18 protein-coding genes are annotated in these 19977 nt (G+C 67.8%); 13 read left to right on the forward strand and 5 right to left on the reverse strand.

Features of this window, described 5'->3' with window-relative positions; all coding sequences use genetic code 11:
- Window positions 1–49: 49 nt before the first annotated feature.
- The 12 genes from xylG to LGN17_RS27095 all read left to right on the forward strand — a co-directional run bounded on the left by xylG (window position 50) and on the right by LGN17_RS27095 (window position 12832).
- Window positions 50–1609, forward strand: coding sequence for a D-xylose ABC transporter ATP-binding protein (gene xylG / locus LGN17_RS27040; protein ID WP_226199742.1), 1560 nt, complete (start codon window positions 50–52; stop codon window positions 1607–1609).
- Window positions 1606–2817, forward strand: coding sequence for a sugar ABC transporter permease (locus LGN17_RS27045; RefSeq protein ID WP_226199744.1), 1212 nt, complete (start codon window positions 1606–1608; stop codon window positions 2815–2817). Before xylG ends, LGN17_RS27045 begins: the two co-directional genes overlap by 4 nt.
- A 51-nt stretch (window positions 2818–2868) precedes the next feature.
- Window positions 2869–3171, forward strand: coding sequence for a hypothetical protein (locus LGN17_RS27050; protein ID WP_226199747.1), 303 nt, complete (start codon window positions 2869–2871; stop codon window positions 3169–3171).
- Between the two features lie 586 nt (window positions 3172–3757).
- The gene (locus tag LGN17_RS27055) at window positions 3758–5335 is read left to right on the forward strand and encodes an acetolactate synthase large subunit (protein ID WP_226199749.1); all 1578 of its coding nucleotides are present in this window, start codon (window positions 3758–3760) and stop codon (window positions 5333–5335) included.
- Window positions 5336–5383: 48 nt separating this feature from the next.
- Window positions 5384–6196 (forward strand): SDR family NAD(P)-dependent oxidoreductase, encoded by an 813-nt coding sequence (locus LGN17_RS27060; RefSeq protein ID WP_226199751.1) that lies wholly within the window; start codon window positions 5384–5386, stop codon window positions 6194–6196.
- A 15-nt stretch (window positions 6197–6211) separates the two neighbouring features.
- The gene (locus LGN17_RS27065; RefSeq protein WP_226199753.1) at window positions 6212–7249 is read left to right on the forward strand and encodes a WD40/YVTN/BNR-like repeat-containing protein; all 1038 of its coding nucleotides are present in this window, start codon (window positions 6212–6214) and stop codon (window positions 7247–7249) included.
- A gap of 12 nt (window positions 7250–7261) precedes the next feature.
- Window positions 7262–7777 carry a VOC family protein gene (locus LGN17_RS27070; protein ID WP_226199755.1) on the forward strand — a complete coding sequence of 172 codons (516 nt, stop codon included), beginning with the start codon at window positions 7262–7264 and terminating at the stop codon, window positions 7775–7777.
- A 50-nt stretch (window positions 7778–7827) separates the two neighbouring features.
- Complete coding sequence (locus tag LGN17_RS27075; protein ID WP_174987057.1) at window positions 7828–8433, forward strand: amino acid synthesis family protein; 606 nt, start codon at window positions 7828–7830, stop codon at window positions 8431–8433.
- A gap of 27 nt (window positions 8434–8460) precedes the next feature.
- Complete coding sequence (locus LGN17_RS27080; protein ID WP_226199757.1) at window positions 8461–9339, forward strand: alpha/beta fold hydrolase; 879 nt, start codon at window positions 8461–8463, stop codon at window positions 9337–9339.
- A gap of 3 nt (window positions 9340–9342) precedes the next feature.
- Entirely contained in the window at window positions 9343–10974 is a 1632-nt protein-coding gene (locus tag LGN17_RS27085; RefSeq protein ID WP_226199759.1) for a bifunctional 3-(3-hydroxy-phenyl)propionate/3-hydroxycinnamic acid hydroxylase, read from the forward strand.
- Window positions 10964–11296, forward strand: coding sequence for an NIPSNAP family protein (locus tag LGN17_RS27090; protein WP_226199762.1), 333 nt, complete (start codon window positions 10964–10966; stop codon window positions 11294–11296). Before LGN17_RS27085 ends, LGN17_RS27090 begins: the two co-directional genes overlap by 11 nt.
- 84 nt (window positions 11297–11380) lie before the next feature.
- Window positions 11381–12832 carry an NAD-dependent succinate-semialdehyde dehydrogenase gene (locus LGN17_RS27095; protein WP_226199765.1) on the forward strand — a complete coding sequence of 484 codons (1452 nt, stop codon included), beginning with the start codon at window positions 11381–11383 and terminating at the stop codon, window positions 12830–12832.
- 55 nt (window positions 12833–12887) lie between these two features.
- Here LGN17_RS27095 and LGN17_RS27100 read toward each other — a convergent pair whose 3' ends face one another.
- Window positions 12888–13616 carry an IclR family transcriptional regulator gene (locus LGN17_RS27100; protein WP_226199768.1) on the reverse strand — a complete coding sequence of 243 codons (729 nt, stop codon included), beginning with the start codon at window positions 13614–13616 and terminating at the stop codon, window positions 12888–12890.
- A gap of 314 nt (window positions 13617–13930) precedes the next feature.
- On the opposite strand from LGN17_RS27100, the gene LGN17_RS27105 reads away from it, so the two are divergent.
- Entirely contained in the window at window positions 13931–14986 is a 1056-nt protein-coding gene (locus tag LGN17_RS27105) for a porin (RefSeq protein ID WP_226199771.1), read from the forward strand.
- 63 nt (window positions 14987–15049) lie between these two features.
- Here the strand turns inward: LGN17_RS27105 and LGN17_RS27110 are convergent, their stop codons facing one another.
- The 4 genes from LGN17_RS27110 to LGN17_RS27125 form a co-directional block, all read right to left on the reverse strand.
- Window positions 15050–16198, reverse strand: coding sequence for a porin (locus LGN17_RS27110; RefSeq protein WP_226199773.1), 1149 nt, complete (start codon window positions 16196–16198; stop codon window positions 15050–15052).
- A gap of 194 nt (window positions 16199–16392) precedes the next feature.
- A complete protein-coding gene (locus LGN17_RS27115) occupies window positions 16393–16956 on the reverse strand; it encodes a cytochrome b (protein ID WP_226199775.1) in 564 nt (187 codons plus the stop codon).
- A gap of 148 nt (window positions 16957–17104) precedes the next feature.
- Window positions 17105–18469 (reverse strand): aspartate aminotransferase family protein, encoded by a 1365-nt coding sequence (locus tag LGN17_RS27120; protein ID WP_226199778.1) that lies wholly within the window; start codon window positions 18467–18469, stop codon window positions 17105–17107.
- 55 nt (window positions 18470–18524) lie between these two features.
- Window positions 18525–19970 (reverse strand): aldehyde dehydrogenase family protein, encoded by a 1446-nt coding sequence (locus LGN17_RS27125; protein ID WP_226199780.1) that lies wholly within the window; start codon window positions 19968–19970, stop codon window positions 18525–18527.
- Window positions 19971–19977 lie beyond the last annotated feature (7 nt).

Raw genomic sequence — 19977 nt, forward strand, 5'->3', positions numbered from 1 at the left:
GCGGGCCATCCACCGGTGCGCCCGCGCGCATCCTGCGAGGCATGAACGAATGACGGAACCCTTGCTGACGATGCGCGGCATCGTCAAGGCGTTCGACGGCGTGAAAGCGCTCGACGGCATCGACCTCACCGTGCGGCCCGGCGAATGCGTCGGACTGTGCGGCGAGAACGGCGCGGGCAAATCGACGCTGATGAAGGTGCTGTCGGGCGTCTATCCGCACGGCACGTGGGACGGCGAAATCCGCTGGGAAGGCGCACCGCTCGCGGCATCCGGCGTGCGCGACACGGAGCGGGCGGGCATCGCGATCATCCACCAGGAGTTGATGCTCGTCCCCGAACTGTCGGTTGCCGAGAACATCTTCCTCGGCAACGAGATCACGCTGCCGGGCGGGCGCATGCACTTCGCGGCGATGGTCCGGCAGGCCGAGTCGCTGCTGCGCGAATTGCGGATCGACACGATCAACGTCGCGCAGCCGGTGATGAACTACGGCGGCGGCCACCAGCAGCTGATCGAGATCGCGAAGGCGCTGAACAAGCAGGCGAAGCTGCTGATCCTCGACGAACCGTCATCGTCGCTGAGCGCCGCCGAGACGCGGATCCTGCTCGACATCGTGCGTGACCTGAAGCGGCGCGGCGTCGCGTGCGTGTACATCTCGCACAAGCTCGACGAGGTCGCGGCCGTGTGCGACACGGTCACCGTGATCCGCGACGGCCGTCACGTCGCGACCGAGCCGATGCACGCGCTGACGACCGACCGCATCATCGCGATGATGGTCGGCCGCGAGATCCGCGACCTGTATCCGCGTGAGCCGCACGAGATCGGCGATGTCGTGCTGGAAGCGCGGAACGTGATCTGTCACGACGTGACGAACACGCGCCGCAAGCGCGTCGACGACGTGTCGTTCAGCGTGCGGCGCGGCGAGATTCTCGGCGTCGCCGGGCTCGTCGGCGCGGGCCGCACGGAGCTGATGCAGGCGATCTTCGGCGCGTATCCGGGCGCGTGCACGGCGACCGTGCGGATGAACGGCCGGGTGCTGTCGATCCGTTCGCCGGCCGACGCGATCCGCGCCGGGATCGCGATGGTGCCCGAGGACCGCAAGCGCCACGGCATCGTGCCGCAACTCGGCGTGGGCCACAACATCACGCTGGCGGTGTTGCAGCGCTTCGCGGCGCGCGGGCGCATCGACGCGGCCGCCGAACTCGATGCGATCCGCACCGAGATGCAACGGCTGTCGGTACGTGCCGCGCATCCGTTCCTGCCGATCGCGAGCCTGTCCGGCGGCAACCAGCAGAAGGCGGTGCTCGCCAAGATGCTGCTGGCCGAGCCGCAGGTGCTGATCCTCGACGAACCGACGCGCGGCGTCGACGTGGGCGCGAAGGCGGAGATCTACCGGCTGATCTTCGCGCTGGCAAAGCGCGGCGTCGCGCTGATCGTCGTGTCGTCGGAACTGCCCGAGGTGCTCGGTCTGGCCGATCGCGTGCTGGTGATCGGCGAGGGCGAGCTGCGCGGCGATTTCATCAACCAGGGCCTCACGCAGGAACAGATTCTCGGCGCCGCGCTGAAACCCGCGCGGCGGCCGACCGACCCCACCGCAGCGAGTGCGACATGAATTCCGACCTTTCCTCCTCGACTCCCGCGACGCCGGATGCACAAGCGCGTCGACCCGCCGGCCGCGCAGCGGGGCTTCCGTTGCGCCAGGTCTTCGTGCGCTACAAGGTGCTCGCGCTGCTGTTCGCGGTGGTCGCGATCTGGGTGTTCTTCTCGGTGCTGACGGACGGCGCGTTCGTCACGCCGCGCAACGTATCGAACCTGCTGCGGCAGATGTCGATCACCGGAATGCTCGCGTGCGGGATGGTGTTCGTCATCATCGCGGGCGAGATCGACCTGTCGGTCGGCTCGCTGCTCGGGCTGCTCGGCGGCGTCGCCGCGATCCTCGACGTCAACCGCCACTGGCCGGTCGCGGCGACGGTGCCGGTCGTGCTCGCGCTCGGCGTGCTGATCGGGCTGTTCAACGGCTGGTGGTCGACCTATCGGCGCGTGCCGTCGTTCATCGTCGGGCTGGGCGGGATGCTTGCATTTCGCGGAATCCTGCTCGGCGTGACGGGCGGCTCGACGATCGCACCGGTGTCGGACGGCTTCGTGTTCATCGGGCAGGGCTATCTGCCGCGCATGGCGGGCGACGGCCTCGCGGTTCTGCTGTTCGTGCTCGTGACGCTGCTGGTGGTGCGGCAGCGCGGCACGCGGCGGCGCTACCGGCTCGCGGTCGCGCCGCCGTGGCAGGACGGCGTGAAGATCGCGGGCGCGGGTGCGGTGCTGTTTGCGTTTGTCGCGACGCTCGACCGCTATGGCGGCATTCCGGTGCCGGTGCTGTTGCTGCTCGCGTTGCTCGGCGTGTTCTCGTGGATCGCGACGCAAACCGTATTCGGCCGGCGCGTTTATGCGGTCGGCTCGAACCTCGAGGCGACGCGGTTGTCCGGCGTCGATACCGATCGCGTGAAGCTCGCGATATTCGCGCTGATGGGGTTGATGTGCGCGTTTGCCGGCCTCGTGAACACGGCGCGGCTGGCGGCGGGTTCGCCGTCCGCCGGCACGATGGGCGAGCTCGATGCGATCGCCGCGTGCTTCATCGGCGGCACGTCGATGCGCGGCGGATCGGGCACGGTCTACGGCGCGTTGATCGGCGCGCTGGTGATGGCGAGCCTCGACAACGGCATGTCGATGCTCGACGTCGACGCGTACTGGCAGATGATCGTCAAGGGCGCGGTGCTGGTGCTGGCCGTGTGGATCGACGTGGTATCGCGATCGAACCGGCGCTGACGCACCTGTCGGCCGCGAGACGACGAGAGGACGACCATGGAAAGAAACACGATGCGCGTGCCGGACGTTTTCACGCCAGCGCAGGCAACGCACGGGGAACCGCATGCCGGTCCCGTGCTGGGCCTCGGTGATCCACGCGACCGGCGGGTCATCGCGGATGCGCTGCGGGCGCTGCTGCGCGAGCGTTCCGAAGCGCTCGCATTCGCGATGCGTATCGCCGACGAGTGCGGCCGCGGCCGGCCCGATGCGGCCGATTTCGCGCTGAGCGACATCATTCGGCTGGCGCGTATCGTCGAGCGGGCCGAGCGGAACGGCGGGGTGAAAACCGACGCCGTTCCGGCCGGTGCGCGCTGACGGCGGCACCACTCGCCGCGCTTGCTTGACAGGCGCGCCGCGCGCGCCGCAATCACGTCCGCCTCGGTGCGCGAAACGGTGCCCACGTGCGTTGCCCCGAAACCTCGATCGCAGGCAGTGACAACGGCTGCGCATCGGCGTCGCTCAGGCCGGCCATGCCGACGACGCTGGCCATCGGTGCGGCCGCCCGGTTCTTCCTGCTCATACCCCGTCCTTTGATGTGATCTGCGTTCGGGCATGGCCGGTGACCGCGCGCCGACGCCTGTGTTCCAAACAGGACATATTCGCCGAAATCCAATGCAAATGAGACGCGCGTGCTATCGCAAGGTGGTGACATCGCATCCAGGGCGAAATGGCCGGCAACGTCTGCCCGATCGAATGTCGATAAATTCCGAATTGCGGGAATTGTGATAGTTCCAAGAGGCGTGAGGCGGATCGTGGATGCGTGATTTATACCGAAATAGAGAGGAATTTATCGGGTAAACGTGTGTGCGGCAGGCAAGATGCCGATGGTTTTGTTGTTTGACAAATCCCGTAATTCGGGATTACAGTAAAACCCATCTCATTCAAACCGTCGAGCGGCCGCATGAACATCCCACAGTTGGACACCGATACCGGAACCCGAAGCGGGGCGAGCGTCGTGCTCGAGACGGCACGCGATGCCGGCGTCGACGTCTGTTTTGCCAATCCCGGCACCACCGAGATGCCGTTCGTCGGCGCGCTCGACACCGTGGCGGGCGTGCGCTCGATCCTCGGGCTGTTCGAAGGCGTCTGCACGGGCGCCGCGGACGGCTACGGCCGCATGGCCGGCAAGCCCGCGATGACGTTGCTGCATCTCGGGCCGGGCCACGCGAACGGCATCGCCAACCTGCACAACGCGCGCCGCGCACGCACGCCGATCCTGAACATCGTCGGCGATCACACGCGCGACCATCTGAAGTACGACGCGCCGCTCACGTCGGACATCGAGTCGCTCGCCCGCCCCGTGTCGGTGTGGTACCGCAGCGTCGCGAGCGAGACCGATCTCGCGACCGATACTGCCGATGCGATCTCGGCCGCGATGGGCGCGCAGCGCGGCGTCGCGACGCTCGTGCTGCCGGTCGATCTCCAGTCGGTCAAGGTGCGCGATGCGGGCTCGCCCGCCGTCGTTCGCCGGGCGGTGTCGTTCGACTCCGTGCAGGTCGAGCGGGTCGCGGAGCTGCTGCTCAGCGGCCATCGCGCGGTGCTGCTGATGGGCGGCCGTGCCCTGTCGGCGCGCGGGCAGCGCGCGGCGGCGCGCATCGCGGCGGCCACCGGTACGACCTGCTTCAGCGAAACCTTTCCGGCGCGCGCCGAGCGCGGCGGCGGCCTGCCGGACATCGACCGGCTGCCTTACTTCCCCGAGCCTGCGCTGGCCGCGCTGGCCTGCCGGCGCGTGGTGCTGGCGGGTGCGCTCGCGCCCGTCACCTACTTCGGCTACGAAGGCATTCCGGGCGAACTCGCGCGGCCCGAAGACATCGTGACGCTCGCCGCACCGGGCGACGCGGCCGACGACGCACTCGAAGCGCTCGCGGATCGCATCGGCGCACCGGAGCGCGCGGACGGCGTGCCGGTCGAGTGCTGGCACGTGGAGGACGGGCCGCTGACGCCGCAAGCCGTCGGCCGCGTGCTGGCGAACGCGTTGCCCGACGACGCGATCGTGTCGATCGAGGGCGGTACGTGCGGCTATCCGTTCGTCACCGCGTCGGCGCGTGCCCGTCGTCACACGATCCTCACGAATACGGGCGGCGCGATCGGCCAGGGTTTGCCGGTCGCGCTCGGCGCCGCCGTCGCGTGCCCGGAGCGCCGCGTGTTCGCGCTGCAGTCCGACGGCAGTGCGCAGTACACGATCCAGGCGTTGTGGACGATGGCGCGCGAGCGCTTGCCGGTCGTCATGCTGATCGCGTCGAACCGGCGCTACGGCATCCTGCAGACCGAACTCGCGCGCAGCGGCTTGCCGGTCGACACGCCGCACGCCAGTCGCCTGACGCTGCTGGACGATCCGACGATCGACTGGCTCGCGCTGTCGCGCGGCTACGGCGTGCCGGCCGAGCGTACGAGCACGACGCAAGCGCTGGTGCAGGCGCTCGACGACGCGCTCACGTATGCCGACGGGCCGACGCTCATCGAAATGTGCCTGTCCTGATCACGCAACCCGCTTTCCCCTTCAATCCCGACTCTCACTTTCATCGCTATGGATCTGCAACTCCACGGAAAAGCCGCGTTCATCACCGGCGGCAGCATGGGCATCGGCAAGGCCGTCGCGCTCGAGCTGGCCCGCGAAGGCGTCAACGTCACGATCGCCGCGCGGCGCATGGAACACCTCGAGGCGGCCGCCGCCGAGATCCGTGCGGAACTCGCGCCGCTGGGCGACACGGCGGGTGCGATCCTGCCCGTCATGGTGGACACGACCGACATGGCATCCGTCGAAGCGGCGATGGCCGCGAGCGTCGAGCGCTTCGGCCGGCTCGACATCCTGCTGAACGGCGCCGCGCATCCGGGCGGCCTCGTGCGGGCCGAGCTCGAAAACGCCGACCCGCAGGGGCTGCTCCAGGACATCGACATCAAGGTGGTCGGCTACCTGCGCTGCGCGAAGGCGGCCGCGCCCTACATGCGGCGCAACGGCTTCGGCCGGATCGTCAACATCGGCGGCCTCACGGGCCGCGGCAGCAAGCAACTGTCCGGCATGCGCAACGTGGCGATCGTGCACCTCACCAAGACGCTGTCCGACCAGCTCGGCCCGTCCGGCATCACGGTCAACACGATTCACCCGGGCGTCGTCGAGACGCCGCACATCCACGAACTCTACGAGAAAGAGGCGCGGAAGCAGGGGCTCACGGCCGCGGAGGTCGAGGCGAACTACGTGAAGGTCACGCCGATCCGGCGCGTGCTGCAGCCGGAAGAAATGGGGTGGATCGTCGCGTTTCTCGCGTCGCCGAAATCCGGTTCGATCACCGGCGAGTCGATCGGCTGCGACGGCGGGCTCACGCGCGGCATCTTTCTCTGACACAAGGAGCAATTCATGACTGCAACCGTACTGGTCGCCACGGCCGGGCAAGGCATCCTGCGCTCGAACGACGACGGCAAGACCTGGCATCGCCTCGGGCTCGCCGAGCCGATCGAATTCGACGGGATCGTGCGCGCGCTCGCGGTGGATCCCGCGACGCCGTCGCGCGTCTATGCCGGCGCCGATGCGGGGCTGTGCATCAGCGAGGATGGCGGCGCGCACTGGTTTCGTCCCGACAACCTGCTGAACGGGCAGACGGTCTGGTCCATCGCGATCGATCCGGCGAACCCCGCGGTGCTCTATGCGGGCACCGGCGCACCGTCGCGCGCCGCGCTGTACAAGTCGAGCGACGCGGGCCTGACGTGGGAGAGAACGGCGCCCGAATTCCCCGAGTTCTGCGCGGGTGTCAATCGCCCGCGGCTGCTGACGATCTGCGTGGATCCGGACGACGGCCGCAACGTCTGGTACGGCGTGGAGGAAGGCGGCGCGTGGCGCAGCCGCGATGCCGGTGCGAGCTGGGCGCGCGTGGACGGCCCGGGCACGGCGATCCGCAACAGCGACATTCATGCGATCGCCGTGCTGTCCGCCACGGCGGACCGGCCTAAAACCACCGTGCTGCTGACGGTCAACGCGGTGTACGTGAGCGAGGACGACGGCGAGACCTGGGACGCCAGACAGTCGCGCGATCGCTTCGACGGGTTGTACTACACGCGCACGGTCGTGCAACTACCGGAGCCGGAGGGCGACCTGCTGATGGCGATCGGCGACGGCACGCCGGGCACCCGCAGCCGCATCTACCGCTCGACCGATCGCGGCTACGCGTGGCACGAGACGGACCTGCAGACGCCGCCGAATTCCACGTTCTGGGCGTTCGGCATCCATGCGGCCCGGCCGGCGCTCGTCTATGCGGGCACCAAGTACGGGCACCTGTTCTGTTCGCGCGACGGCGGCCGGAACTGGGCCAAGGAATGGCGCGATTTCAGCGAGATCACGGCCGTCGCGTGGACGCCGTTCGAAGCGCCGCTCGTCGCCCACGCGCAGTCGATCAATTGAATGGAGCGAACGATGACCCCGTCCGACATCCAGCGACACGCCGAGCGGGCGAACGCGAGCGGACTGCCGCTGCCGACCCCGCGCGTCCAGCGCACCCACCTGTCGCTGTTCGTGCGCGACCCCGTGCGCTCGAGCACCTGGTACGCCGAGGTGCTCGGCATGACGGAAACCGCGCGCGGCGAGCAGTGGGTGTTCATGTCCTTCGGCCAGAAGCACCATGACATCGCGCTGATCCGCGCGGCGTCCGACGCGGAGCTCGGCACGATCGGCCTGCAGCACTACGGCCTCGAAATCGCCGGCGGCCTGACCGAACTGCGCCGCCTGTACGGCATGCTGATTCGCCGCGACGTGCCGATCGTCAAGATCACCGATCACAAGGTCGGGATCGGCGTGTACTTCACGGACCCGGACGGCAACCGCCTCGAATTCTTCTGCGAAACCGTCACCGACGACGAAGAGGGCAAGCGCGTGCTGCACCTGTACAACGCACCGAGCGACCCCGCGCAGCTCGAGCCGCTGTTCGACTGATGCGCCGGTTCTCCATTTCCGCATGACCGACATTTAATAGAGGATTCCTGATGAGCAAGATTGCCAATTTCGAAGGTTTTCACATCCGCAAGTGGTACACGCAGATCGAGGATTCGCTCGCGAACGAATCCGGCCAGCTCGCGGACGGCGAGCCGCTGCGCAAGATCGTGATCGCCGCGGCCGTTCACAACCCGTATGCGGGGCGCTTCAGCGAAAACCTCGACGACCTCGTGCGCCCGTCGCCCGCGCTCGGCAAGGAGTTTGCGCGGCGCATCGAATCGCTCGCCGCGGGTCGTGCGATCGAGAGCTACGGCAAGGCGTGCCTGGTCGGCTCGGCCGGTGAATACGAACACGGCAACGCGTTCCTGACGTCGATCTTCGCGGAGCCGATCCGTGCGGCGCTGGGCGGCGGGAAGTCGTGGGTGCCGTCGAGCGGCAAGCGCGGCCCGGTCAACACGGTGATCGACGTGCCGCTTGCGCACAAGGATGCGCTCTACGTGCGCTCGCACTACGACACGGTGACGTGCCTGTTTCCCGATGCACCCAACGACGACGAAGTGCTGGTGATCTTCGCCTTCGCGACGCGCGGCCGCCTGCATGCGCGGCTCGGCGGGCTGAAGGCGAGCGAGATCGTCGGCAACGACGGTCTGGTCTGATCGCGGATGGCGGCCGGGGAGGCGATGATGAATACGGCATCCGTCAACGAGGGGTGGGTCGACAGCGACGGGCTGCGGCTGCACTACGTGAGCTGGGGGCGCGACGATGCACCGGCCGTGGTGATGCTGCACGGCTTGCGCAGCTACGCGCAGACGTGGGCGCCCGTCGCTGACGCGCTGGTCGACCGCTACCGGGTCGTCGCGCTCGATCAGCGCGGACGCGGACGCAGCGACTGGGATCCGCGGCGGGACTATTACGCGGCGGCCTACGTGCGCGATCTCGACGCGCTGGTGCGCGCGCTCGACCTGCGGCGGTTCGTGCTGGTCGGGCATTCGATGGGCGGCGCCAATGCGTTCGTCTACGCAGCGGCGCAACCGGAACGGCTCGCCGGTCTCGTGATCGAGGACATGGGCCCGGGCGCGTCGGCCGGTTCGCAGGGTTCGGAGCGCATCAAGCGTGAACTGAAGGACACGCCGGCCGCGTTCGCGTCGTGGGACGAGGCGCGCGCGTTCTGGCGGCGCCAGCGGCCGAACATCACGGAATTCGCGCTCGATTCGCGCGTGGTGCACTCGCTGAAAGAGGATGCGCAAGGGCGGATCGTGTGGCGGCACGACGCCGACGGGATTGCGGCAGCGCGGCTGGCCGCCACGCCGGAGCAACTCGTTCACCTGTGGCCGCTGATCCTCAACCTGCACGTGCCGACCCTGTTGTTGCGCGGCGGCGAATCGGATTTCCTGTCCGCGGACGTGGCGGCCGAAATGGCGGCCGCCAACGCGGGAATCGAGCGGATCGACATTCCCGGTGCGACGCATTACGTCCATGACGATCAGCCGGCCGCGTTCAATCACGCATTGCGACCCTGGCTCGATCGTCTGGACGATCCGGCGTGGCGGGCGGGAGTCTGACGAATGAACCTGAACCATGCGAACCGGACGTCGGTCGCGATCGTCGGCGCGGGGCCGAACGGCGCGGCGATGGCGAACCTGCTCGGCCTCTATGGCATCGAGACGGTGATCATCGAGAAGGCGCCGCAGATCGTCGAGTTTCCGCGCGCGGTCGGCATCGACGACGAGGCGCTGCGGCTGTTCCAGACCGCGGGCCTCGCCGACGAATTAAGCCGCGACATCATCCAGAACGTGCCGCTGCGGATGTTCAAGGCGAACGGCGAATGCTTTGCCGACATCCGCCCGTCGATGCGCGAATTCGGCTGGTGGCGGCGCAACATCTTCATGCAGCAACTGGCCGAGCGGACGCTGCGCGACGGGCTGGCACGCTATCCGCACGTGTCGCTGCGGACCGGCGACGAAGTGGTCGGCCTCGACCAGGACGACGAGCGCGTCACGCTGCAGGTGCGCCGCGCCGACGGCCAGCACTACGCGCTCGAGGCCGACTACGTGGTGGCGGCCGACGGCGGCCGCAGCCCGATGCGCGAGTGGCTGGGCGTCAAGTTGGCCGGCACCACCCATTCGATGAAGTGGGTCGTGGTCGACGTGAAGAACGCCGGGCTCGACCAGCCGTGCACGGCGCTGAACTGCGACCCGCGCCGCCCGAACGTCTGCATCTACCTGCCGTTCAATTTCCGGCGCTGGGAGTTTCTCGTGTTCCCGCACGAGGACGAAGAGGCGATCGCGCAACCGGAATCGATTCGCGCGTTGATCGCACCGTACGTCGACGATGTCGACCGCCTCGAGATCGTGCGCGCCAGGACCTACACGCACCATTCGCGGGTGGCTGAACGGTTCGTCGTCGGCCGCGTGGCGCTCATCGGCGATGCCGCGCACCTGACGCCGCCGTGGATCGGACAGGGCCTGAACGCGGGGTTGCGCGACGTGGGCAATCTCGCGTGGAAACTGGCGGGCGTTGTCAAGGGGGCCTTGCATCCCGGCGTGATCCACACGTACGAATGGGAGCGGCGCGATCACGCGAAGGCGATGATCGACCTCGCGGACACGTTCGGCGCGATGCTGATGCCGACCAGCCGAATCGTCGCATTCCTGCGCGATCGTTTCCTCGGGCTCGCGCGGTTTGCGCCGGGCCTGAAGGACTACATCCTGCAGATGCGTTTCAAGCCGATGCCGCGCTATACGCGGGGCGTCGTGCTGCCGGAGGCGCCGGACACCGCGGTCGGCCGGATGATCGCGCAGCCCGACGTCGAGACGGCCGACGGCGTGCGCCGCAAGCTCGACGACGTGCTGGGCCCGTGGTTCTCGATCGTCGGCTGGCAATGCGATCCGCAGGCCTGCCTGAGCGACGACGACCGGGCGTACTGGGCGGCGCTGGGCGCGACGTTCATCCAGGTCAATCGTTCGCGCAGCGGCACCGGCCGCGCGGGGCGGTTGGCCAGCGGCCACGGCAGCACGTGCGTCGAAGACGTCGACAACGCCATGGCTGCCTGGTTCGACCGGCATGCGGGCCCGCTCGTGGTGGTGCGCCCCGATCGCTACGTGGCCGCGCAGACGGATGCCGCGGGGATGGCCGGCGTGACCGCGGCCTTTCAGACGTTCGCGCCGCGACAACGGGAGGAAGCCCATGTTTGTTGAGCAACGCACCTACACGCTGGTGCCGGGCGGCGTCGCTGAATATCTGCGGCTGTACGCGGAAGGCGGGCGCACGGCGCAGGAGCAGGCGCTCGGCACGATGGTCGGCTGTTTCGCGACGGAAGTCGGGCCGCTGAACCAGCTCGTCTATCTGTGGGCGTTCGATTCGCTGGACGATCGCACGCGGCGGCGTGCCGTGCTGATGGCCGATCCCGAGTTCAGGACGTTTCGCGGCAAGGTCCGGCATCTGCTCGTCCGGCAGGAAAACCAGATTCTCCGGCAGGAAATCGGCGGCCTGTTGCGTGCGCCGGGCCAGGCCGCGTGATGCGATCGTCGCACCGTCCGCGCCCATCGTGCAGTCTCTACCGAGGTATCCGTCTTGATTCCGTTTACACCGCTGACGTCGCACATGACGCCTGATGCACCCCATGATTACGCGCCGCTCCATCTGTATGTCGATGGCCGGTTCCTGCAGGCCGACGGCCGGCGCACGCAACCCGTTCTCGATCCGGGAACCGGCCGCGTGCTCGGCGAGCTGCCGCATGCGACAGCGGACGATATCGACGCCGCGGTGTACGCCGCGTATCGCGCATTCGCGGCGTGGCGGCGGGAGTCGCCGCTCGTGCGCTCGGACATCCTGCGCCGTGCCGCCACGCTCGTGCGCGAGCGGGCCGACACGATCGGCCGTCACATCACGATGGACCAGGGCAAGCCGCTTCGCGAGGCGATCGCCGAGGTCGAGTCGTCGGCCGAACAGCTCGAATGGCATGCGGAGGAGGGGCGCCGCACCTACGGCCGCGTCGTACCGTCGCGTTCTCCCGACGTCGCGCAGACGGTATTGCGGGAACCGATCGGCGTGTGCGCGGCGTTTTCGCCTTGGAATTTTCCGTTCAGCCAGGCCATGCACAAGATCGCGGCCGCGCTCGCGTCCGGGTGCACGCTGGTGCTGAAAGGGCCCGAGGAATCGCCGAGCGCGATCGTCGCGCTCGCACGCATCTTCCACGATGCCGGATTGCCCGCGGGCTGCCTGAACATCGTCTGGGGCGTACCGGGCGACGTGTCGAAGCAACTGATCGAGTCGCCGCTGGTGCGCAAGATTTCGTTCACCGGCTCGGTGCCGGTCGGCAAGCAACTGGCCGCGCTCGCCGGGTTGCACATGAAGCGCATGACCATGGAGCTGGGCGGGCATGCGCCGGTGCTCGTCTGCGCGGATGCGGACATCGAGCGCGCCGCGACGATGCTGGCCGCGTACAAGTTTCGCAATGCCGGGCAGGTCTGCGTGTCGCCGACCCGGCTTTTCGTGCAACGCCCGGCGTTCGAACGGTTCGTCGCCGCGTATCTCGATGCGGTCGGCGCGATCCGCGTCGGCTACGGGCTGGAAGAGGGGACCACGATGGGGCCGCTCGCGCATGCGCGACGCGTGTCCGAGATCGACGCGTTCGTTGCCGATGCGAAGGCGAAAGGCGCGGAGATCGCCGCGGGCGGCACGCGCTTGTCGGGGCCGGGGCACTATTTCGCACCGACGGTCGTGCTCGGCCCGTCGCGCGACACGCGCCTGATGAACGAGGAGCCGTTCGGTCCGATCGTCGGGATCGTGCCGTTCGACGCGCTCGACGATGCACTCGCCGAGGCCAATCGCCTGCCGTTCGGCCTCGCGTCGTATGCGTTCACCGAATCGGCGCGCAACGCGCATCGCATCAGTCGCTCGCTCGAAGCCGGCATGGTCAACATCAATCACTTCGGGATGGGGCCGGCGGAGATCCCGTTCGGCGGCGTGAAGGACAGCGGCTTCGGCAGCGAGGGGGGCACGGAGACGTTCGACGGCTACCTGGTTACCAAATTCATCACGCAGATGAATTGACTGTGTGCACGTCGGTGCTGCGCGCGTGGCGTTGGATGCGACGACGCGCGACGCGTCAGATGGCGTCGCCGATCCGGGCGGTGGCGTCGATCAGGAGTTTGCCGAGCACGTGCTCGTCGAACAGCGCGAAGTGTTCGGCGCGAAAGACGAGCGACAGGCTGCTGTTGATCTCGCCGCTGCTGGCGGTGCGGATAGGTGCGGCGATGCCGACGAACCCTGCGTCGAGTTCGCCGCGCGAGATCCAGTATCCGGCGTCGGCAATCTGCTGGCAGACGCGCCAGAACTGTGTCCAGTCGGCCGCGAACTCACCGAGTTCGTCGTTGTGCCGTTCGTGCAGGCGTTTCAGGCGCGCGCGCGACATCGCGGCCACGATCACTTTCGACGACGCGCCCTGGAACAGCGGCATGATGCGGCCGCGGCCGAAGCCTAGTTGCAGGTTCTCGGCGCCGGTCTCGTGCATGACGTTGATGATCTGCTCGTCGAACAGCGTCGACACGAGCGCATCGCCGCCGGTGACCTGAACCAGTTTCTGGATGACGGGCTTCGCGGCGGTGAGCGTCGGGTCCGACTGCCGCATGTTGTAGTCGAGATGGATGATGCGCGGGCCCAGCGTATAGCGGCCGTTGCTGCCGACGAGCAGGCCGACGGACGCCAGTTCCTTCACGTAGCGGTAGCAGGTGGTCCGCGAAAAACCCATGTGCTCGGCGATCTCCTCGGCCGTCATCGACGTCGCGGACGAAGAGAAGACGTCGAGGATGGACAGCATTTTGGTGAGGCTCGACATGACGTGATCCGGGATTCAGGCGGCTTGCGGCAATGAAACGGGAAGGACGAACGCGGTTCGCGCGGCCGGACTGCGGCACGGCGTGCGGCACCGCGGGCGACAGGGTCGTAGTCTAACTTAAGTCGCGCAGGCGGTAACCGGGGCCGCGCCGGCGGATGTTCGGGAAGCGGGCCGGCCACGGCACGGCGGATCGCTGTGCCGTCTATTGATATGGATTCCTATTGTTATCGGGAAAGGCGTGCCGGATCGATGTCGTCGCCGTGCCGGCCGGTTCACGGGCGTATCGACCGGAAAAATTCGATGAGGAGAAGCAGATGAAAGCGTGGTTCCGGATGGTGGCGTTGTGTGGTTGCGGTGCGGTTACACCCACGTTCGCACAATCGAGCGTGACGCTCTACGGCTCGCTGGACACGGGCGTGACCTATACGAGCAACGTGGCGGCTGCCCCGCATGGCGGGCGCCAGCTCGCGTTGCAGGCGGGCGTGTCGCGCAACGACGTGTGGGGCCTGACGGGCAGGGAGGATCTCGGCGGCGCCAATTTTGCCGTGTTCCGGCTCGAAAGCCAGTTCCAGACGTCGGACGGGACGCTGACCGTGCCGGGCTCCGCGTTCAGCTCGCAAGCGTACGTCGGGCTCGGCGGCGACTGGGGTACCGTGACGCTCGGGCGCCAGTTCGACTTCGTCGGCGATCTCATGCCGTCCTTCGCGATCGGCGCGAACACGCCGGCTGGCCTGCTCGCATGGGGATTGCCGGCGAATGCGTCGGCAGGCGGCGCACTCGACAACCGCGTGTGGGGCGTTCAGGTGAACAATGCGGTGAAGTACGTGAGTCCGACGTTCGGCGGGCTGGCGTTCGGCGGCATGTGGGGGTTCGGCAACGTGCCCGGTTCGGTCGCGCGCAGCAGCGTGCAGAGCGCGATGCTGTCCTACACGCAGGGCGCGTTCAGCGCCGCGCTCGCTTATTTCGGCCAGCACGACGTGGTTTCCGGCGGCAATCTTCGCAACTTCTCGGGCGGGGCCGGCTACAACTTCGACCGGTTTCGCGTCTTCGGCATGGTGTCGGATGTGAGGATTGGCGCCGCCGCACCGCTGCGGGCAACCACCTACGACGCCGGGCTGACCTATGCGCTTACGCCGTCGTTGCAGCTGGGCGGCGGCTTCCAGTACCAGCAGCGCGGCGGCGACGTCGGCTCGGCCAATCAGGTCACGCTGAGCGCCGATTATTCGCTGTCGAAGCGTACCGGCCTGTACGCGGTATTCGCACGCGGGCACGACGGCGCTTACGGCGCCCAGGTCGAGGCCGCGCTCGGCGGCGCGGCAGCCGGCTCGACGCAGACCGCGGTACGCGTCGGCGTGCGGCATCAGTTCTGACGGTGCCGGAAAGCACGGGCCGCCGAGTACATGGCGCGCGAGCCCGTGCGTCAACCGCCCGTTTCAGAAGCGATGCATCATCCCGACGCGCAAGGCCAGCTGATTGCGGCCCGACGACTGCCCGGCGGTGCCGATGACGTGCGCGTAGTCGAAGTCGGTGCCGGTGTTGCCGGTCGCATGCTGGTATGCGCCCTGGATGTAGGTCGAGGTCCGCTTGCTGAGGTCGTAGTCGAGCATCATCGACACCTGGTGCCAGCTCGGCGATGCATCGCCCGCCGCCGTCGCGACGTGCGCGCGCGTGTACGTATAGGCGGCCCCGAACCAGAAGTCAGGCCGGAAGAAATACTGGCCGTTGACCTCGAAGTTGTCGAATTTCCACGCATTCTGCGAGCCGGCCGACGGCTGGTTCGCGAAGTAGATATTCGATTCGGGGCTGTACACGTCGACGTGCGAGTACGCGGCGGACAGCGTCAGCTTGTCGCTGAACTTGTAGGACGCGCCGGCATCGATGTTCTGCTGCGAGCGGCCGCTGAATACCGTATCGTCGCTCGACAGCGCGCCGCCCGCGGTCGCGCCGCCGTTGTTGGCCTTCAGGTACGCGACGGCAGCAGAGAACGCGCCCATCTGGTACTGCAGCGCGGCACTGTACACGCGGTTCCGAGCAAAGCCGCCCGCCTGGTTCGCGAGGCCGTAGAGCACTTCGCCCTTGAAGCCGGCGTACGTCGGCGACACGTACTTGACGCTGTTCTGGATACGGTAGTCCCAGTCGGCATTGTCGTTGTCGTAGGGGTGGGCGCCGAAGTCGCCGAGCCAGTTTCCGGTGGCCGTGAACGTGCTCCACATGTCGAGCGTGGGATCGTACTGGCGGCCGAACGTGAGCGTGCCGAAGCGGTCGGAATCGAGCCCGACGTACGCCTGCCTGCCGAACATCCGCGACGTCACGCCGAGCGCTCCCGTGCTCGTGTTGAAGCCGTTCTCGAGCTGGAACAGCGCCCGCAGCCCGCCGCCGAGGTCTTCCGTGCCTTTCAGCCCCCAGTTGCTGCCGACGGTGTCGCCGCTGACCATCTGATAGGCCTTGCTGCCGCCGGCATTGCTCGTGAAATTGACGCCTTCGTCGATCAACCCGTAAAGCGTCACGGCACTCTGCGCGTGTGCCGTCAGGCTGAATCCCATCGCGCCGGCGGCCGATACGGCCGCAATCATCTTCTTCATTGTCGATCTCCAGGTGAGGGCCGGTATGGCCGTGCGGTGCCGTTTTCGATGGCGTGCGGGTGCGCCGGACGCTCGAAACGGTCCGTCTGTAGTTAGTAAAACGAAGTATTTGAAATGAAAGAAACCGGGCCGCCGTGGTCGAGCGACCCGAATGCGGAGCGTCGCCGGGATCGCGGCCCCGTATGACAGCGGCGTTACAGCATGCGTCGCAATACGTCGTTTTCGCGGTTCGAGTCGAAGAACCGGTGTTTCAGGGCGGCGAGAACATGCAGGACGACAAGCGCGAGCAGCGTGTAGGCCAGCGTCTTGTGCAGCCACTGGAATGCCTCGAACCAGTGGTCGTTCTTCGGCAGCAGCTCGGGCACGCGGAAAAAGAAGAACGGCACGCCGTCGCTTTGCGTATACGTGCTGGACATCGAATAACCCATCAGCGGCACGATGATCGCCAGCGCATACAGCAGGTAGTGCGCGATCTTGGCGAGCTTCCGGTCCAGCTTCGGCAGGCTCGACGGCAGCGGCGGCAACGGCTTCATCGAGCGAATCGCCAGTTGCGTCAGGACCACCAGCAGCGTGAGCACGCCGAACTCCTTGTGGGTCGGGTAGTACCAGTCGAACTTGGCCGGCAGGTTGTCGTCGAGGCGGACCATGGTCCATCCGGTCCAGAGTTGCGCGCCGATCAGGATCGCCCTGGCCCAGTGAAGCAGCCGAAGCGCGAGCGGGTATTTCTCCACCGTGAATGCAATGGCCTGGTTTTCCATTTGGCTTGTGTTCCTTGAAAACGAAACTGCAAAAGGCGGGCTGCCGATCGTCGGCGTCGACGTTCCGCGGCGATCTTCGTCGAACCGAGGCCGGATCGCGGCGCACGAACCTTCGACGAACAGCTCGTGCGCCCGGCTGTCCGCGCGGTCAGGCGATCGATCGCGAATCCGCGCAGCACTCCTGCAGCGCCTCGCGCAACGTCACCGCGATGAAATCGGCTTCGTCCTGCTGCAGCGTCAAAGGCGGCGACATCACGACCTTGTTGGCGATCGCGCGGACCAGGACGCCGCGCTTGCGTGCGGCATCGGCGACGCGCGCCGCGAACCCCTCGCCCGGATCGAGCGGCGTGCGGCTGGCCTTGTCGGTGACGAGATCGAGCGCCAGCATCAGTCCCTTGCCGCGGACGTCGCCGACGGTCTCGAAGTCGGCCTTCAGCGGCAGCAACTGCTCGAGCAGGCGCTGGCCGACCCGTGCCGCATTGCCCGGCAGATCCTCTGCTTCGACGATGTCGAGCACCGCGAGCGACGCGGCGCACGCGAGCGGATGCCCGCTGTACGTATAGCCGTGCATGATCACGTGCGAGAAGCCCGCGCCGTGTTCGATCGCCTGCGCGATGCGTCCGTTGTACAGCGTCGCGCCGAGCGGGACGTAGCCGGCGGAAATGCCCTTGGCGACGCACAGGATATCGGCGGCGACACCCCATCCGCGGCTGCCGAGCAGGCTGCCGGTACGGCCGAAACCGGTGACCACCTCGTCGGCGATCAGCAGGATGCCGTTGCGGTCGCACACGGCGCGCACGCGCGCCCAGTAGTCGGCGGGCGGGACGATCAGGCCGCCCGCGCCCTGTACCGGTTCCGCGACGAACGCGGCGATGGTCTGCGGGCCGTGGTACGCGATCGTTTCCTCGAGCTGCCGGATGCAATGCTCGACGAGTTGCTGCGGATCGTCGCAATTCCACGGGTTGCGATAGAGCCACGGCGTGTCGAGCAGCACGCAGCCGGGCAGCAGCGGGCCGTGATTGTAGTGGTAGACGCCGTTGCCGCCGATCGACGTGCCGCCGACGTGTACGCCGTGGTAGCCGTTGCGCAGCGACAGGAATTTCGTGCGCGACGGTTCCCCCGCGGCGACCCAGTACTGGCGTGCCATCTTGAGCGCGGTCTCGATCGCGTCGGAGCCGCCGCTGCCGAACATCACCCGCTGCATGTCCTCCTGCGCGAACATCGCGCACAGGCGGTCGGCCAGGTCGTACACGCGCGGATGGGCGACGCCGTCGAAGGTCTGGTAGTACGACAGCTCGTCCATCTGGCGTGCGATCGCGGCTTTCACTTCCGGCCGGTTGTGGCCGACGTTGACGTTCCAGAGTCCGCCGACACCGTCGAGCATGCGGTGGCCCTCGACGTCGTACACGTAGTTGCCGTCGCCGCGCTCGATGATCACGGTGGGGGTCGTGTGCCCGGCGGCTGCCGAGCTCATCGGGTGCCAGAATCGCTTTTGTCGCTTTTGGTAGTCCATGGTCTTTCTCTCACGAAGTGCTTGAACACGGTGCGGCGCGTTGTGCGCCGCGGGATCACAGGGCTGCGCTGATGATCTTTTCCTCGAGGTACGAGTCGAGCGCGGCCTTCGACAGGTCGCGCCCGATTCCGCTCTGCTTGGTGCCGCCCCACGGCAGGCGCGCATCGATCGGGCTCCATGCGTTGATGGCGACCGCGCCGACGTCGAGCCGCTCGGCGACGCGGTGTGCGGTGCCGACGTCCTGCGTCCAGACCGACGCGGACAGGCCGAACGGCGTGTCGTTGGCGATGCGGACGGCTTCATCCTCGGTGTCGAACGGCATGACCATCCCGACCGGGCCGAACACTTCGTCGCGGGCGATCCGCATGTCCGGATGCACGCTGCCCAGAATCGTCGGGCGCATGAAGCAGCCGCGCGGCGGCACCTGTTCGTCGCCCGCGAGCATGACCGCACCTTCGGCGAGCGCGGCGTCGACGTGCGCGCGCACGCGTGCGAGGTGACGCGGGTTGATGAGCGCGCCCATCTGCACGCCGGGTTCGGACGGCGGGCCGACGCGGAGGGCGCGGGCGGCTTCCGCGAGCCGCGCTTCGAGTGCGGGTGCGATCGACCGGTGCGCGAGCACGCGCGAGCCGGCCGCGCACGTCTGGCCCTGGTTCGCGAACATGCCGGCCATCAGCGACGGGATCGCACGGTCGAGATCGGCATCCGCGAAGACGATCTGCGCGGCCTTGCCGCCGAGCTCGAGCGTGACGCGCTTGAAGGTCCGGGCCGCTTCGGCGGCGATCGTCCGGCCGACTTCGGTGCTGCCGGTGAAGCTGACCTTGCTCACGAGCGGGTGCGCGACCAGCGTGGCACCGACTTCCGAGCCGACACCGTGGACGATGTTGACGACGCCGGCAGGCAGGCCGGCTTCGCAGACGAGTTCGCCGAGACGAGCGAGCGCAAGCGGCGTGTCCTCCGACGGCTTGATCACGACCGGGCAGCCGGCCGCGAGCGCCGGTGCGAGCTTCCACACGGCGATCATCAGCGGCGCGTTCCACGGGATGATCTGCGCGGCGACGCCGACCGGCGCACGCCGGGTGTAGTTGAGTGTCGGGCGGCCCATGAAGCCGTCGGTCGGAATCGTGCGCCCCTCGAGCTTGTCGGCCCAGCCGGCGAAGTAGCGCAGCGTGTCGATGCTCATCGGGATGTCCATCATGCGCATCTCGGCGAGCGGACGGCCTTGTTCGATGGCCAGGCATTCCGCGAGCGCGTCACGGTCGCGCTCGATCAGGTCGGCCAGCCGGAGCAGCCAGCGCGCCCGGGCCGGTCCGCCCGCGCGTGCCCAGGTGTCGTCATGCAGCGCGCCGTGTGCGGCGCGTACGGCGCGATCGACGTCTTCGGCGGTCGACGCCGGCACGGCGGCGACGTAGTCGCCGGTAGCGGGTGCCAGCTTTTCGAAGGTACGGCCGGCAGATGCGTCGCAATGCCGGCCGCCGATCAGGTTCTGAATTTTCATCATGGTGTCC

Source organism: Burkholderia sp. AU30280 (assembly GCF_020420125.1).
Lineage (GTDB): Bacteria > Pseudomonadota > Gammaproteobacteria > Burkholderiales > Burkholderiaceae > Burkholderia.

Bases quoted from the DNA above. Each gene is read 5' to 3' on its own strand.
- LGN17_RS27100 (WP_226199768.1), bottom strand. From the start codon at position 13,616: ATGTCGAGCCTCACCAAAATGCTGTCCATCCTCGACGTCTTCTCTTCG.
- LGN17_RS27050 (WP_226199747.1), top strand. From the start codon at position 2,869: ATGCGCGTGCCGGACGTTTTCACGCCAGCGCAGGCAACGCACGGGGAA.
- LGN17_RS27105 (WP_226199771.1), top strand. From the start codon at position 13,931: ATGAAAGCGTGGTTCCGGATGGTGGCGTTGTGTGGTTGCGGTGCGGTT.
- LGN17_RS27115 (WP_226199775.1), bottom strand. From the start codon at position 16,956: ATGGAAAACCAGGCCATTGCATTCACGGTGGAGAAATACCCGCTCGCG.
- LGN17_RS27055 (WP_226199749.1), top strand. From the start codon at position 3,758: ATGAACATCCCACAGTTGGACACCGATACCGGAACCCGAAGCGGGGCG.
- LGN17_RS27045 (WP_226199744.1), top strand. From the start codon at position 1,606: ATGAATTCCGACCTTTCCTCCTCGACTCCCGCGACGCCGGATGCACAA.
- LGN17_RS27110 (WP_226199773.1), bottom strand. From the start codon at position 16,198: ATGAAGAAGATGATTGCGGCCGTATCGGCCGCCGGCGCGATGGGATTC.
- LGN17_RS27085 (WP_226199759.1), top strand. From the start codon at position 9,343: ATGAACCTGAACCATGCGAACCGGACGTCGGTCGCGATCGTCGGCGCG.
- LGN17_RS27075 (WP_174987057.1), top strand. From the start codon at position 7,828: ATGAGCAAGATTGCCAATTTCGAAGGTTTTCACATCCGCAAGTGGTAC.
- LGN17_RS27065 (WP_226199753.1), top strand. From the start codon at position 6,212: ATGACTGCAACCGTACTGGTCGCCACGGCCGGGCAAGGCATCCTGCGC.
- LGN17_RS27080 (WP_226199757.1), top strand. From the start codon at position 8,461: ATGAATACGGCATCCGTCAACGAGGGGTGGGTCGACAGCGACGGGCTG.
- LGN17_RS27060 (WP_226199751.1), top strand. From the start codon at position 5,384: ATGGATCTGCAACTCCACGGAAAAGCCGCGTTCATCACCGGCGGCAGC.
- LGN17_RS27090 (WP_226199762.1), top strand. From the start codon at position 10,964: ATGTTTGTTGAGCAACGCACCTACACGCTGGTGCCGGGCGGCGTCGCT.
- LGN17_RS27070 (WP_226199755.1), top strand. From the start codon at position 7,262: ATGACCCCGTCCGACATCCAGCGACACGCCGAGCGGGCGAACGCGAGC.
- xylG (WP_226199742.1), top strand. From the start codon at position 50: ATGACGGAACCCTTGCTGACGATGCGCGGCATCGTCAAGGCGTTCGAC.
- LGN17_RS27120 (WP_226199778.1), bottom strand. From the start codon at position 18,469: ATGGACTACCAAAAGCGACAAAAGCGATTCTGGCACCCGATGAGCTCG.
- LGN17_RS27095 (WP_226199765.1), top strand. From the start codon at position 11,381: ATGACGCCTGATGCACCCCATGATTACGCGCCGCTCCATCTGTATGTC.
- LGN17_RS27125 (WP_226199780.1), bottom strand. From the start codon at position 19,970: ATGATGAAAATTCAGAACCTGATCGGCGGCCGGCATTGCGACGCATCT.